Source organism: Paracoccus denitrificans (assembly GCF_900100045.1).
Lineage (GTDB): Bacteria > Pseudomonadota > Alphaproteobacteria > Rhodobacterales > Rhodobacteraceae > Paracoccus > Paracoccus denitrificans.
The window spans coordinates 13,161-27,641 of the sequence record NZ_FNEA01000015.1; the positions used below are offsets into that span (position 1 = coordinate 13,161).

At 64.9% G+C, this 14,481-nt stretch carries 13 protein-coding genes and 1 pseudogene; 9 read left to right on the forward strand and 5 right to left on the reverse strand.

Translation table 11 applies throughout. The features are described from left to right. Positions 1-177 precede the first annotated feature (177 nt). Positions 178-960, forward strand: coding sequence for a DeoR/GlpR family DNA-binding transcription regulator (locus BLT64_RS14315; RefSeq protein ID WP_011751133.1), 783 nt, complete (start codon positions 178-180; stop codon positions 958-960). A gap of 23 nt (positions 961-983) precedes the next feature. On the opposite strand, the gene BLT64_RS14320 is transcribed toward BLT64_RS14315, so the two are convergent. After that, positions 984-3,431, reverse strand: a complete 2,448-nt coding sequence (locus BLT64_RS14320; RefSeq protein WP_011751134.1) for a GcvT family protein — start codon at positions 3,429-3,431, stop codon at positions 984-986. A gap of 239 nt (positions 3,432-3,670) precedes the next feature. On the opposite strand from BLT64_RS14320, the gene BLT64_RS14325 reads away from it, so the two are divergent. Next, entirely contained in the window at positions 3,671-4,225 is a 555-nt protein-coding gene (locus BLT64_RS14325; protein ID WP_011751135.1) for a helix-turn-helix domain-containing protein, read from the forward strand. An 11-nt stretch (positions 4,226-4,236) separates the two neighbouring features. On the opposite strand, the pseudogene BLT64_RS27825 reads toward BLT64_RS14325, so the two are convergent. Then, positions 4,237-4,625, reverse strand: a pseudogene (locus BLT64_RS27825) (transposase); the annotation flags it as partial. A 279-nt stretch (positions 4,626-4,904) separates the two neighbouring features. Here BLT64_RS27825 and map point away from each other — a divergent pair. Together map and BLT64_RS14340 are read left to right on the forward strand one after the other, a co-directional pair. Continuing rightward, a complete protein-coding gene (map, locus tag BLT64_RS14335; protein ID WP_011751137.1) occupies positions 4,905-5,654 on the forward strand; it encodes a type I methionyl aminopeptidase in 750 nt (249 codons plus the stop codon). A gap of 285 nt (positions 5,655-5,939) precedes the next feature. Further along, the gene (locus tag BLT64_RS14340; RefSeq protein ID WP_011751138.1) at positions 5,940-6,518 is read left to right on the forward strand and encodes a VTT domain-containing protein; all 579 of its coding nucleotides are present in this window, start codon (positions 5,940-5,942) and stop codon (positions 6,516-6,518) included. Here the strand turns inward: BLT64_RS14340 and BLT64_RS14345 are convergent. The 3 genes from BLT64_RS14345 to BLT64_RS14355 form a co-directional block, all read right to left on the reverse strand. Then, on the reverse strand, positions 6,473-7,441 hold the full coding sequence (locus BLT64_RS14345; RefSeq protein WP_011751139.1) for an alpha/beta fold hydrolase: 969 nt from the start codon (positions 7,439-7,441) through the stop codon (positions 6,473-6,475). The two genes, BLT64_RS14340 and BLT64_RS14345, sit on opposite strands and share 46 nt — an antisense overlap. A gap of 86 nt (positions 7,442-7,527) precedes the next feature. After that, positions 7,528-8,631, reverse strand: coding sequence for a hypothetical protein (locus BLT64_RS14350; RefSeq protein WP_011751140.1), 1,104 nt, complete (start codon positions 8,629-8,631; stop codon positions 7,528-7,530). Positions 8,632-8,905: 274 nt separating this feature from the next. Further along, positions 8,906-9,691: an IclR family transcriptional regulator gene (locus BLT64_RS14355; protein ID WP_232290629.1), complete on the reverse strand. Its 786-nt coding sequence runs from the start codon at positions 9,689-9,691 to the stop codon at positions 8,906-8,908. A 279-nt stretch (positions 9,692-9,970) separates the two neighbouring features. Here BLT64_RS14355 and BLT64_RS14360 point away from each other — a divergent pair, with 279 nt between their 5' ends. From BLT64_RS14360 to BLT64_RS14380, 5 genes are all read left to right on the forward strand, one after another. Further along, a complete protein-coding gene (locus BLT64_RS14360; protein WP_041530730.1) occupies positions 9,971-10,654 on the forward strand; it encodes an amino acid ABC transporter permease in 684 nt (227 codons plus the stop codon). A gap of 10 nt (positions 10,655-10,664) precedes the next feature. Then, the gene (locus tag BLT64_RS14365; RefSeq protein WP_011751143.1) at positions 10,665-11,309 is read left to right on the forward strand and encodes an amino acid ABC transporter permease; all 645 of its coding nucleotides are present in this window, start codon (positions 10,665-10,667) and stop codon (positions 11,307-11,309) included. Continuing rightward, the gene (locus tag BLT64_RS14370; RefSeq protein WP_011751144.1) at positions 11,293-12,027 is read left to right on the forward strand and encodes an amino acid ABC transporter ATP-binding protein; all 735 of its coding nucleotides are present in this window, start codon (positions 11,293-11,295) and stop codon (positions 12,025-12,027) included. Before BLT64_RS14365 ends, BLT64_RS14370 begins: the two co-directional genes overlap by 17 nt. Before the next feature lie 62 nt (positions 12,028-12,089). Then, entirely contained in the window at positions 12,090-12,890 is an 801-nt protein-coding gene (locus BLT64_RS14375) for a transporter substrate-binding domain-containing protein (RefSeq protein WP_011751145.1), read from the forward strand. A 50-nt stretch (positions 12,891-12,940) separates the two neighbouring features. Next, positions 12,941-14,467: a UxaA family hydrolase gene (locus tag BLT64_RS14380; RefSeq protein ID WP_011751146.1), complete on the forward strand. Its 1,527-nt coding sequence runs from the start codon at positions 12,941-12,943 to the stop codon at positions 14,465-14,467. Positions 14,468-14,481 lie beyond the last annotated feature (14 nt).

The following is a 14,481-nucleotide window of genomic DNA, read 5'->3' on the forward strand; positions in this document are numbered from 1 at the left end:
TCTTGCCTTTTCCCGATTTGCTTGCGCCTTGCCGCGCGCCCGCCGTCAGACTGAGATTCGATCTTCGATACGGAAATGTTGCATTTTGTAGCAAATGCGTCAATCTGTAATTTGCATGGAACAGGTCGAGGAGAGTAAGGGACAGCAGACGACGTCTGTTCAGCGATTGGAGAAGCCATGTGGCAAGAAGAGCGCCATCAGAAAATACGGGCGATGCTGGCATCGTTCGGCCAGGTCTCCATCGACCGGATCGTCGAAAGCTTCGGCGTGTCGCGTCAAACCGTTCGGCGCGATCTGATCGAGATGGAACAATCTGGAATATTGCGCCGCGTCCGCGGGGGCGCCGTCCCGGTCGAAACCGAGGACATGGAGTTCAGCGTCCGCATCACCCAGCGCCTGCAGGAAAAGCGTGCGATCTGCGTGGCGGCGCTTCAGCTTCTGAGAAGCCACCAGACCATCTTCATGGATGCCGGCTCGACCATGACGATCATGGCCGAGGTGCTGGCAGGACCGACCAGCCTGACGGATCTGACCGTCGTCACCAATTCCCTCGAGGCGGCCATGCGGCTTGCACAAAGCCCGCAAGAGAGCGGCGTCCGGGTGCAGCTCCTGCGGGGTCCGGTAAGGCGCGACCCGCTGGAGACCTGGGGCGGCGCCACGGTTGCCGACATTTACAGCTATCATGCCGATGTCGCGCTTCTCTCGCCCCTTGGGATAGATGCCTCATTGGGCGCGACCTATCATCATCTCCACGGCGCCGAGATCGCCGAGGCGATGGCCCGCCAATCGACCAAGACCGCGATCCTTGCCGATCATGCGAAAATAGGCGTGACCAGCCGGAAATGTGTCTGCCCCACGGCCGAGATCGATTACCTGGTCGTCGATGCCAAGGCACGAGCCCGTTCCGGTTTTGCCGAGCTGGAAAACACGGTCGCCCAGTTGATCGTGGCGCAAGCCTGACTGCCGGTCGTTTGCCGATGCGCTCAGCCGCGCACCCGAGCCGACTTGGGATCGTAGAGGGGGGCAAGGCTGGCCTCGGCGGGGACGATGCGGCCGGCCACGTCGATGGCATAATCCGATGCAAGCATCTCGGCCGCAGTTTCATCGGTGCGGCAGGGCACATAGCCCAGCCCGATCGCGGCGCTGAGGGCATGGCCGTAATTGCCCGAGCTCAGGAAGCCGACGATCCTGCCGTCGCGCAGGATCGGTTCGTTATGGAACAACAGCGGCTCGGGATCGCGCAACCGGAACTGGACCAGGCGGCGTTCCAGCCCGGCCTCGCGTTTCTTCAGCACCGCCTCGCGACCGATGAAATCGCCCTTGCCGGTCTTGACCGCAAAGCCCAGGCCGGCCTCCAGCACATGATCCTCGTCGGTGATGTCATGGCCGAAATGGCGATAGGCCTTTTCGATCCGGCATGAATCCATGGCGTGCAGCCCGCATAGCTTCAGGCCCACCTGCTCACCCGCCTCGGCCAGGGCTTCGAAAACATGGGCGGCCTGGTCGGTCGGGACGTAAAGCTCCCATCCCAATTCTCCGACATAGGTGACGCGATGGGCGCGGGCGAGGCCCATGCCGATCTCGATCTCGCGCGCGGTGCCGAACGGATGCGCCTCGTTCGAGAAATCCCCGGGCGAGACCAGCGACAACAACTCGCGCGAGCGCGGGCCCATCAGCGGCAGCACGACCTCGGCCGCGGTGATGTCGGTGATCGTCACCCATTCGTCGCCCAGATGCCTGCGCAGCCAGGCCAGGTCGCGCTGCAAGGTCGCACCGGGCACGACGAGAAGGAAGGCGGTTTCCGAAAGCCGCGTCACCGTCAGGTCGGACTCAATGCCGCCGCGGGCGTTCAGCATCTGGGTATAGACGATGCGGCCCGCCGGCACGTCCATGTCATTCGCGCAAAGCCGCTGCAGGAAGGAAGCCGCATCGCGCCCCTCGACCCGGATCTTGCCGAAGCTGGTCATGTCCAGCAGTCCCACGCCCTCGCGCATGGCCATATGCTCGGCGCGCTGGTTGTCGAACCAGTTCTGGCGCTTCCAGCCATAGCGGTATTCGCGTTCTTGCCCGTCCGCGGCGAACCAGTTAGCGCGTTCCCAGCCCGCCACCTCGCCAAAGACCGCGCAGCGCGCCTTGAGGTGTTCGTGCAGGGGCGAACGGCGGATGCCGCGCGAGGTCGCCATCTGCCGATAAGGGAAATGGTCGGCATAAAGCAGGCCGAGCGTCTCGCTGACCCGTTCCTTCAGATAGCGGCGATTGCGCTGGAAGGGCTGGGCGCGGCGGATATCGACCTCCCACAAGTCGAAGGGCGGCTCGCCGTCCTCCATCCATTGCGCCAGCGCCATGCCGGCCCCGCCGGACGACACGATGCCGATGGAATTGTAGCCCGCCGCGACCCAGTAGCCCCTTAGCTCGGGCGCCTCGCCCAGGTAATAGCGGTCGTCGGGGGTAAAGCTTTCCGGGCCGTTGAAGAAGGTGTGGATGCCCGCCTGGCCCAGCAGCGGCATCCGTGCCACGGCTTTCTCCAGGATCGGCTCGAAATGGTCGAAATCCTCGGGCAACTGGTCGAAGCAGAAATCCTCGGGGATGCCCGCCATGCCCCAGGGCTTGGCCCTGGGCTCAAAGGCGCCGAGCAGGATCTTGCCGGCATCCTCCTTGTAATAGGCGCATTCGTCAGGGACGCGCAGCACCGGAAGCTGGGCCAGGTCGGGGATGTTCTCGGTGACGATGTAGAAATGCTCGCAGGCATGCAGCGGCAGGGTGACGCCATTATCGGCGGCAAGATCGCGGCCCCACATGCCGCCGCAGTTCACCACGTTTTCGGTGGCGATATGGCCCCGTTCGCCGCCGGCCTCCCACTCGACGCCGGTCACGCGGCCATTGGCAGTGACGATCCGCGCGACCTTGACCTGCTCGACGATCCTCGCGCCGCGCATCCGCGCGCCCTTGGCCAGCGCCAGCGCGATATTGCCCGGATCGGCCTGGCCGTCCAGCGGCAGGTGCACCCCGGCGACCACGTCGGAGATCTCCAGATGCGGATAAAGCTCCAGCACCTCGCGCGGGGAAAGCTCGTTCACGTCCACCCCGAAGGCGCGGGCCAGCGCGGCCTGGCGCAGGATCTCCTCGCGCCGCTCTTCTGTCAGGGCAACGGTGATCGAACCGCATTGCCGCAGGCCGGTCGCAAGCCCCGTCTCGGCCTCCAGCTTGGTGTAGAGGTCGGCTGAGTATTTCGCCAGCCGCGTCATGTTCTGGCTGGCGCGCAACTGGCCGATCAGCCCCGCTGCGTGCCATGTGGTGCCGGATGTCAGCTGCTTGCGTTCCAGCAGCACGATGTCGGTCCAGCCCAGCTTTGCAAGGTGATAGGCGACGGAACAGCCGGAAATGCCACCTCCGATGATGACGACGCGGGCTTGGCTGGGGAGTTCGACCATGATGGTTATCCGCTGTTGGACTGGGTGGGCTGCGCGCAGGGCCGGTGGGGACGGGATCGGGGCGGCCAGGCGATTCTGCTCTTCCGACAGGATGGAGCTACTCATGCCGTGAATGAAAATTCAACTATAATTTTCATTTTAACGCTGCGACTGGTAAAAATTTCATACACCCCGCTGCGAGCATGTTGAGATTTCAGCAGGATTGCTGCACCCTGTCGGCAGCCTCTGAAGGAGAGCCGATGGGCCATCACGTTGGTGAAGACATCCGGTCGCTGCGCAAGTCGCGGGGCATGACCCTGCTTGAGCTTGCGGGCGATGTCGGGCGTTCGGTCGGCTGGCTGAGCCAGGTCGAGCGAGGGCAGACGACGCCATCGGTCCACGACCTGGGGCAGATCTCGGATCGGCTGGGGGTGAACATCAGCTTCTTCTTCCGCTCCTCCAGCCGGGCGCCCGAGGAACGGGGGCTGGTCCTGCGCGCCGCGGACCGGACGCCCATCGGCTCGCAGGAAAGCGGTCTCGTCGAGGAGCTGCTGTCCCCGACGCTCAGCGGCTCGTTCGAGATGATCAAGTCGACCTTCGCGCCCGGCGCGTCCAGCGGCGGACGGCGAAAGGCGCGGCCCAAGGAGGATGGCGGCGTCCTGATCTCGGGCCGCCTGACCCTGATCATAGGCGACCGCGAGATCCAGCTGGAGCCCGGCGACAGCTTCCAGTTCCGCGAGACCGACTATGCCTGGCGCAACGATGGCAAGGAACCTGCCGTCGCCATCTGGATCGTCTCGCCGCCGATTTACTAGCGGCATGCCCGTCAAGGTGTTGTAATTCCCCGGATGGCCTGAGGGCATGATCGGGCGGCTTTCATGGTTATGCCGCAAATGGAGTCGATCGCTTCCTTGTCGATCTGGGCGAAGGCTTCGACCATCATGCAGCGGCTGGCGGTCTGTCATTCGTCGTTCTGTTCGAACAGCACCGCGCCGATCAGACGCATGATGGAAGGCTCATTGCGGAGGATCCCGACGATGTCGGCTCGCCGCTTGACCTCCTTGTTCTGACGCTCGATGGGGTTGGAATGCAGTTTGGTGCGTGCTGGCGCGGGAAGGGCATGCAAGCCAGCACGTCGTGCTTGCTGGTGCCCATGAGGTCGGCGAGCCTGGGCCAGCGCGGGCGCAACTGCTTGGAGACCTCGCGCCAGGGCGCTCCTCCTCCGGTGAATGCGGCGTCGCCGATCACCAGCCTGACCCCGCCCAGGCCCCGTATCCAGCCACGGATGTTTTCCTGCACCAACCTGATGGTGAACGTCTGCGCGCCATGACATGACCCAATCCGGCGGCGCAATGTCGGCATGGCAGACAGGCGGGTGATTCAGACGGCGCCGGCGCCGACCAGCCCCACGCCCGATGGTACCGGCAATACGGGACATCGTGATCGCTTTCTGCTAGCTTGGCCAATCCATCCGCTGCTTCAGGGAAACCGGGAATGACGATCACCAACCAGGATGAGCTTGACGGACTGAAGGATATCGGCCGGATCGTCGCCAACACCATGCAATCCATGGCCAGGGCGATGGAGCCCGGCATGACCACCCGCGAGCTGGACCAGATCGGCCGTGCGTTGCTGGAGCGCGAGGGCGCCGTCTCGGCGCCGCAATCCACCTATGACTTTCCCGCAGCGACCTGCATCAGCGTGAACGAGGAAATCGCCCATGGCATTCCCGGCGACAAGGTGATCGCGCCGGGGGATCTGGTCAATATCGACGTATCGGCCTCGAAGAACGGTTATTTCGCCGATACCGGGGCGACGTATCGCACAGCACCCGTGCGGCCCTCGCTGGATCGGCTGTGCCGCGACGGCAGGCGTGCCATGCAGATCGGCATCGCACAGGTCGGCAGCGGCAGGCCGCTTGCCGGCATCGGACGTGCCATTGGCCGCTTCGCCGCGGGGCGCGGCTATACGCTGATCCGCAACCTTGCCAGCCACGGCGTCGGGCGGGCACTGCACGAATATCCCGAGGAAATCCCGACCTGGCCCAGCCGCAGCGAAAAGCGCCGCATCGACAAGGGGCTGGTGCTGACGGTCGAGCCGTTCCTTTCGGCCGGTGGCCTCTGGGCGGTCGAAGGGGATGACGGCTGGACGCTTTACAGCCAACCCTCGGCCCCGGTCGTGCAATATGAGCATACGGTCGTCGCGACGGATCGCGGGGCCATCACCGTCACCCTGCCGGGCTGAGCGTGCCAGCCGTCCCTTGGACCCGGACCGGCGAATCCCTCTCCGCTTGTCCGAATGCTCGCGCCCGGGCACGAGAGCGATTACACCTCGGGATCATGCCGTGTCACGGATCGCGGCTGTCCAAACCGGCCGGCTTTCCCCAAGCAGGCCCGCGCGGGTCGCGGTCATGTCCGACGAGCGCGGTTTTCCCGCCCTTCCTGCCGGAACCGGGAACGTGACTTGTGCATGCTGGCGGGCATCATTAGCTAGACCCATCATGCCCCATGGCTCAGGAGGACCCGCCCGGTGGAGGCCCTTATCGAACAATATCTGGGCAATCCGCTGATATTGGCCGTCCTGCTGTTTCTTGCGAATTTCGTCATGGAGGAAGGGGCGATCATCGCCGGTGCGGCGCTGGCCGCCGCAGGAGAGATCGGCACCGGGCTGGCTCTGGTGGCGCTGGTAACCGGGAACATCGTCAGCGACTGGGCGCTTTACGGAATCGGCGCGCTGGCCGGAAGCAGCCCTCTCGTCCGTCGCTGGGTCGACGGGAAGATGCTGGAGCGGGGGCGGCGGCTGCTGGACCGCGGCGTCCTGCCGGCGGCGTTGCTGGCACGGCTGTTGCCTCCGGTCTTCATGGCCAGCGGTTTCGTGCGCGTCGACTTTCGCCGCTTCGCGATCGTGAACGGCGTGGTCGCGGCAGTTTATACGGCGGCACTGTTCTTCGGCGCGTTCGGCCTCAACCTGGTCCTGTTCGATCTGCTGGGCAACTGGGCCTGGCCGGTCATGGTCGGGCTGGTCATCGGCGTGGTCTGGCTGAGCCATCGATTCACGGTCTATTATTTCGCCTCGGACAAGGACGAAGGGGGCAACTCGGGCGACTGAGACGGCAGCTTTCCGTCACCGATGACGCAACCCAGGGCCGCACGCAGCAGGTCGGCATGCGTCCAGGGCAGGAAATGGTCGGCCTCTTCGATCAGGATCACCCGCGGGCCGGGACTGGCGGGCAGATGCGCCTGCAGGAAACCCACGTTTTCCGGCGGCACCAATGTATCGGCCAGCCCCTGGACGATGGTGACGGGGGCGGTGATACGCGCCAGGTCGGGGGTCAGCTCCTCAAGCCCCGGCCGGAGATTCATCAGCTCGGCATTGGCGTTGGCCAGTTCCGTGGGCAGAAGCCCGGCAAAGAAATCAAGCGCCGCCAGTTGCTGCAGGGGATGGGTTTCCTCCAGCGCCGGATCGGCGGCGGCGCCGATCAGCAGAACCCCCGCGATCCGGTCGGGATAATCGGCGGCAAGTCGCAACGCGACCGGGCCGCCATAGGAATAGCCGACCAAGACCGCGGCTCCGGTCCCGCCCGCCGTCAGAAGCGGCGCGACGGCCGCGGCCTGGCCGGCCAGGTCGATCTCGGGCTCTTCCCCGCTGGCGCCGAAGCCGGGGCGATCCACGGCCAGGTGATATTGCCCGACCGGAACGTCCAGCAGGAAGCGGTCCCATTCCTCGGCAGTGCCGGGACTGCCATGCAGGAAGATCACCCGCCGCCCGCCGGGCTGGCCCGCCGCCAGATAGCCCAGTTGGGCCTGCCCGTCTCCGCGCGCCAGCCGCATTTGCCGGACCGTGCGGCCCTGCTCCCCGGGCCAGGCGTCGTCGGGCTCCAGCCCGATGCCGGTGATCGCCGAGAACTGTTCGCGCAACGGCTGGAACGGCTCGAGCACGAAACCCAGCGCCCCTTCGGCCAGCGTCTGTTCCGGCGCGGGGATCACGATGGTTTCGCCGGGGGGCGGGCAGATGGGCAGGTCGGGGATCATGCAAGACTCCTTTGCGGAGGACCAAGGCCGCCGCACCGCTCGACGGCGGGATTGTCTCGCCCGGCGCGAGGCTGCGCAAGGGGTGTTCACGAGCTTTGGGGATAGACGCGCCGCAGCGCCTCTTGCTGTCGCTGCAACCGGATCATGCCGCTCAGGCCGACGGGCCGCGCCCCGCGCTTTCGCATGACATCGCCGATGGCGAAAAGCCAGCGATACTGCCGCCACAACGCACGGTATGCCTGTCGCAGCGTGCTGCCGCCGGCCCAGAAATGCAGCATCTCGGCACCGGCGCCGTTCAGCTCCAATATCCTGAAATCGCTGGCCGCGCCCAGATCCTCGACGCTGCGAAAGCGGATGTCGAAGCGCCCGAAATGGAAATCCGGTATCTCCCGCGAGATCTCGTCGATCAGCGCTTCCAGTTGCGGCGTCACCAGGGACTGCGCGTCGCGATAGACCGCGCCGAGCCTTGCGCTGCGGGCATTGGTCAGGACATGGAAGGCACCCGGGCCGGGCACGGTCTCCCAGCTTTCGGGATGGCGGTCGCGATAGATGGCGCCGTTCGGACGCAGGACCTTGTCGGCCCGGACCAGTTCGGCCACGCTTCGGCAGCCGTCGCCGATCACATGCGGCGGATAGACGAAGGCCATCGAGACGATGCGGCCCCGCACCTGGTCGGGATGGCGCAGATAGAATATCCCCGCCTCGCCGGGCAAGTCGACCAGTTCCTGCAACAGGATCATGGTGCCCGGAGGCTGCACCGCCAGATAATCCGCCAGATCCTCGGCCCGCTGGATCAGCCTGACGCCCCAGCCCTGATAGCCGCGGTCGGGCTTGGCGACGACCGGGAAATCCAGCCCGGCCTCGGCCATCGCGGCCAGCGCGCAATCGACGGGGGTATCCGCTCCGGTGTCGCAACGAAGGCGGGCAAAGCGGGCCAGCCGCGCCCTGCCCTGCGGCCCGAACAGGTCCAGCCCCTGCGATTTGCTTTCGCCCCACAGCCCGCCGGCCTCCATCGCGGGATTGGCGGCGCTGGGAAGCGTCAGGCTGCGATAACGGATCGCCAGCGCCAGCCACATCAGCGCGGGGACGACATAGAACAGCCGTTCGGGGATGTGGCGCTTGAAGGCGGGATAACGCTCTCCCTCCGGCGGACGGAACTGGAGAGAGGCGGCTTTAGGCGTGCAGGTCAATGGTTCGGGTCGTCCTTTGCCGGGGTCTCGGATGGTGCTCCGGTCACGGCCGAGCCACCTTGTGCAGGCGATGCGTCCCGGCTTCCGACGCGCCACCCGGAAGAAGCGACCATGGCGCAATTCAGCCAAAAGGTCCAGATTCGCCCAACCTCCGCGCGGCCACGCTACCCGATGCGCGGGCCGGATCCGCGTATTCGTCCACGCATCCGGGCCGGCCGCAAAGTGCGCGACCGCCGCGGTCGTCCGCTTGCCTTGCGCCGCAGGCTTCGCTTCGTCAGACGGGCCTGCACCACCCAAGCTCCGCGGAAATCGCCTCGGCGCAGCGCATCACAGGGGCGACGAGTGTCCCAAGCCGTTCCTCGGACATGTAATGGACGGAACTTGCGACGCTGACGCCGGCCACGACCTTTCCCCTGGCATCGCGGATCGGCGCCGCCACACAGCAGATCCCGACTTCGTTTTCCTCGCGCTCGATCGCGAAGCCCTTGTCCCGGAACTCGGCCAGCTTCGCTCTGAAGACGTCCCACTCCAGAAAGCCCGTGGGGGTCATCTCGTTCGCCAGGGCGTCCGCCCGCGCCAGTTCGTAAAGCCGCAACCACTCCTGTTCGGGCAGATCGAAGAGCTGGACCTTTCCCGTCCCCGTCGTCGCCATGGGTTTTTGCAGGCCGATGCGCGACCGCATCTCAAGCCCCTTCGTCCCGGGGATCTTGTCCACATAGATGATGTTGTCGCCCTCGCGGATGCTCAGGTGGATAGAGTCGCCGGTTTCGTGGGCGAGCTGCTCGATATGCGGACGCGCGCAACTGGTCAGGGGCATCTGCTCCAATGCGGCACTGCCCAGGCTGATGAGCGCCGGACCCAGGACATAGCCCCTTCCATCGATATGACGAAGGTAGCTGTGCTGCACGAGAAAGCTTACAAGGCGATGTGTCGTGCTTCTGCCGGTTCCCACATGACGGCCGATGGAGGCGAGATCGGCACAGCCGGATCTCACCGCCTCCAGGACTGTGAATACTCGCGACAGAGATTGCGTGCCCGGTTTGGTGCTGTCGGCGTCCATTTCTACCCCATCCATCCTGTTGTCCCATATTATGGCACATAAAACCATAATTTAAAAGATTTTTATGATTCTCGCTTGACATGGGATTTGTTCCCATAATATGAAACGCTGACTGCGCCGGGAGGACGCAGCGAACAATCGGATATGGGAGGCGACCGTGATTCCGTTGCCAGCAATGAACCCGGCGAGGCCGGGGCCGGATAAGTCATGCTTGTCCGCACAGCCAGGCATTCCACATTTGATCCGCCCGGCCTCACGGGATGTGCAGGTGCCTTGCGCATGACCTACACATTCGATTTCAGCTTTCTCGCGGAATACTGGCCCCAGTTGCTCAAGGGCCTGGTCCAGACCGCGCAGCTTTCGCTCCTGTCGATCATCTTCGGCTTCCTGCTTGGAACCCTGCTGGCGATCGGCCGCACGGCGCAAAGCAAGCTGCTGCGCCGGATCTGCGCCATCTATGTCGAGGCGATCCGCAACACGCCGCTGCTGGTGCAGATGTTCATGATCTATTTCGGGCTGGCCTCGGTGGGCTTCAAGCTGTCGGCCGAGTTCTGCGCCGTGCTGGCCATCGTCATCAATGTCAGCTCCTATACCTGCGAGATCATGCGCGCCGGCATCGAATCGGTGAGAAAGGGCCAGCGCGAGGCTTCGGACTGCCTTGGCCTCACCTGGCTTCAGTCCCTGTTCCTCGTCGTGCTGCCGCCCGCGACCGAGCGCGTCTATCCGGCGCTGGTCAGCCAGTTCATCCTGATCATGCTCGCCACCAGCCTTGTCTCGCAGATCTCGGCCGAGGAACTGACCTCGACCGCGGCGCGCATCGACTCGATGACCTTCCGCTCCTTCGAGATCTACACGGTGGTCGCCCTGATCTACATCGGCCTGGCCTTCGTGTTCCGGCTGGGGTTCTGGGCGCTGTCGCGGCTGGTCTTCCCGCGCCTGCGCCGCCTCGGCACGCCGCTTTAGGAGGCAAACGATGCTCACGACTTTCCAAATGCAGGCGCTGCTGACCGCCGCCGTCTGGACGGCCGGGCTGTCGCTGATCGCCTTCGTCCTGGGCGGCGCGGTCGGCCTGCTCATCGCTGTGATGCGGGTCTCGGCCAACCGGGTGCTGCGCGGCATCGCCTTCACATACATCCAGATCGTGCAGGGCACGCCGCTGCTGGTGATGATGATGCTGGCCTTCTTCGGCCTATCCATCCTGGGCTTCGACCTTACGCCCTTCGCCGCCGCAAGCTTCGCGATGGTGATCTATTCCAGCGCCTATTTCGGAGAGATCTGGCGCGGCGGCATCCTTGCGGTTCCGAAAACCCAGTGGGAGGCGGCCGAGTGCCTGGCCCTGCATCCGGTCCAGAGGTTCTGGCTGGTCATCATCCCGCAGGGGTTGCGCATCTCGACGCCACCGACGGTCGGCTTCATGGTCCAGATCGTCAAGAACACCTCGCTGGCCTCGGTGATCGGCGTCGCCGAGCTGACCTATACCAGCAAGCTCATCAACAATTCGACGTTCCAGCCCTTCATCATCTTCAGCGTCGTCGCCGTGCTCTACTTCTGCATGTGCTACCCGCTGGCCTGGTGGAGCCGCAAACTCGAGGACAAACTGAATGTCGCCCATCGTTAAACTGAACAACGTCTCCAAAAGCTTCGGCAGCCTGCATGTCCTGCAAGGCGTGTCCTTCGACGTCGCGGCAGGCAGCGTGGTCGCCATCATCGGTCGCAGCGGCTCGGGGAAAAGCACCGCGCTGCGCTGCATCAACGGGCTGGAAAAGATCAACAGCGGCGAGATCACCGTCTGCAACCACCACCTGCATCACGACGTGACCCGGGCCCAGTTGCGCGCCCTGCATCTGGACGTGGGCATCGTCTTCCAAAGCTACAACCTTTTCCCGCACCTGACCGTCGGCCAGAACATCATGCTGGCACCGCGCTGGGTTCGGAAGCAGTCGAAATCCGAGGCCCACGAACATGCCGCCGAGGTGCTGCGCAAGGTCGGGCTGGCCGAAAAGTTCGACGCCTATCCCGAGCAGCTTTCCGGCGGCCAGCAGCAGCGGGTGGCCATCGCGCGCTCGCTGGCGATGGAGCCCAAGCTGATGCTCTTCGACGAAGTGACCTCGGCGCTCGATCCAGAACTGACGGGCGAGGTGCTGAAGGTGATGGAAAGCCTTGCCAGGGACGGCATGACGATGGTCCTCGTCACGCACGAAATGGCCTTCGCCAAGGGCGTGGCCGACAAGATCGTCTTCATGCACCAGGGCCGGGTCTGGGAGGAAGGCGGCGGAGAGATGCTGTCCGCGCCGCAGACCCCGGAACTGCGCCAGTTCGTCGGCAACGGCCTGTGACATTCGCCGACCGCCGGCGGCGGCCGGCGCTTACCCCAACTTGCACTCATGGGAGGAACATCATGACCATTCGCAACCTGACGCTTGCCGCGCTGACCGCGGTCGGCCTGGCCGCGGCCCTGCCTGCCGGCGCGGATACGCTGAGCGATATCCGCGACCGCGGCACCATCAATATCGGCGTCGATATCGGCCAGGCGCCGTTCGGCATGGTGGACGGGTCGATGAACCAGACCGGCTCGGACGTGGACACCGCCCGCAAGCTGGCCGAGGATCTGGGCGTCAAGCTGAACGTCGTCTCGGTCGCTCCGGCGAACCGCATCCCCTTCCTGCTGACCGGCAAGGTGGATGTCGTCGTCGCCAGCTTCTCGATCACCGAAGAGCGCAAGAAACAGGTCGATTTCTCGAAACCCTACGCGGTCAGCGAAGTCGTCGTGGCGACCACCGGCGGGCTGGAACTGTCCGGTCCGGCCGATCTGGAAGGCCGTCAGATCGCGGTTACCCGCGCATCCACCAACGACACGCTGATCACCGATGCGATCGCCGCAAACGACGTGAAGGCCACCATCGTCCGCTACGACGACAACGCCATGACCACCAATGCCGTGCTCAGCGGCCAGCACGACGTCTATGTCGTGGCGCAATCGCTGCTGGTGCCGATCAACGAGGCCAATCCGTCGCGCAAGATCGAGCCGCAATTCGTGCTGCGCACCTATCCGCTGGCCATCGGCCTGCGCAAGAACGAGCCGGAACTGAAGGACTGGCTGGACAACTGGGTCGACGAGAACCTCGCCAACGGCAAGCTGAACGAGATCTACCAGACCTATCACCTGTCGCCCCTGCCCGACGTGATCCCCGAGGAATGATCGGGAACGGGCGATGACGACCTTCATACCAAGCCACAGGAAACATGGTGATGAAAGCTAAGACGATCCGGCTGCATCCCGACGACGACGTCGTTATCGCCCTTGAACCCCTTGATCCGGGTTCGCGCATCGAGGCCGAAGGTCTGGACGTGCGCGAGCCCGTGCCGGCGGGCCACAAGCTCGCCACCCGCGACATTCCGGCCCAGGGTCCGATCCGGCGCTACAACCAGGTGATCGGCCTGGCGACGCAGCCGATCCGGGCCGGGCAGCATGTGCATGTCCAGAATGTCATGATGGCCAGCGTCGAGAACGACTATGCCGTCGGCACCGACGCCGCGCCGACCGAATACGTCACCCCGCCGGCCACATTCATGGGGATCCGGCGCCCGGATGGGCGCGTGGCGACGCGGAACTACATCGGCATCATGACCAGCGTGAACTGCTCGGCCCGGGTCGCCCGCGCCATCGCCGACCATTTCCGCCGCGACCTGCGGCCCGAGGCGCTGGGGGATTATCCGAACATCGACGGCGTCGTCGCGCTGACCCATGGCTTCGGCTGCGGCATCGACGTGAAAAGCGAAGGCATGGCGATCATCCGCCGGACGCTGTCGGGCTATGCCGTGCATCCCAATTTCGCCGCCGTTATCTTTGTCGGCCTGGGCTGCGAGGCGAACCAGATCGGCGACATCCTCGCCTCGCGCGGGCTGGCGGAAAGCCCGACCCTGCACAGCTACACGATCCAGGATGTCGGCGGCACCACCAATGCCATCCGGCAGGGGATCGAGCTGGTGAAGTCCCTGCTGCCCGGCCTGAACGACGTGAAACGCGAGCCGGTGCCCGCCTCCTATCTGACCGTCGGCCTGCAATGCGGCGGCTCGGACGGCTATTCGGGCATTTCGGCCAACCCGGCACTTGGCGCGGCGGTCGATCTGCTGGTCAGGAACGGCGGCACCGCCATCCTGTCCGAAACACCCGAGGTCTACGGCGCCGAGCATCTGCTGACCCGCCGCGCGGTCTCGCCCGAGGTGGCGCAGAAGCTGATCTCGCGCATCGACTGGTGGAAATCCTATTGCGCCAAGAACGGCGCCGAGATGAACAACAACCCCTCGGCCGGCAACAAGGCCGGAGGATTGACCACCATCCTGGAAAAATCCCTGGGCGCGGTGGCCAAGGCCGGGACCACGAACCTGACCGAGGTCTACGAATATGCCGAGCCGGTGACGCAGCGCGGCTTCGTGTTCATGGACTCCCCCGGCTTCGACCCGATCTCGGCCACCGGGCAGGTCGCGTCCGGGGCGAACCTGATCTGCTTCACCACCGGGCGCGGCTCGGCCTTCGGCTGCATGCCCACGCCTTCGCTGAAGCTGGCCACGAACTCGGCGACATGGCGCCGGCAGCAGGACGACATGGACATCGATTGCGGCGTGATCCTGGAGGGCGATGCCACCATCGAACAGGTCGGCCGGCAGATCTTTGACAGGATGCTGTCCTGCGCCTCGGGCGTGCCCTCGAAAAGCGAGATCCACGGCTATGGCCAGGACGAATTCGTGCCCTGGCAGATCGCCGTCGTCACCTGACCCCAACGCAGCAA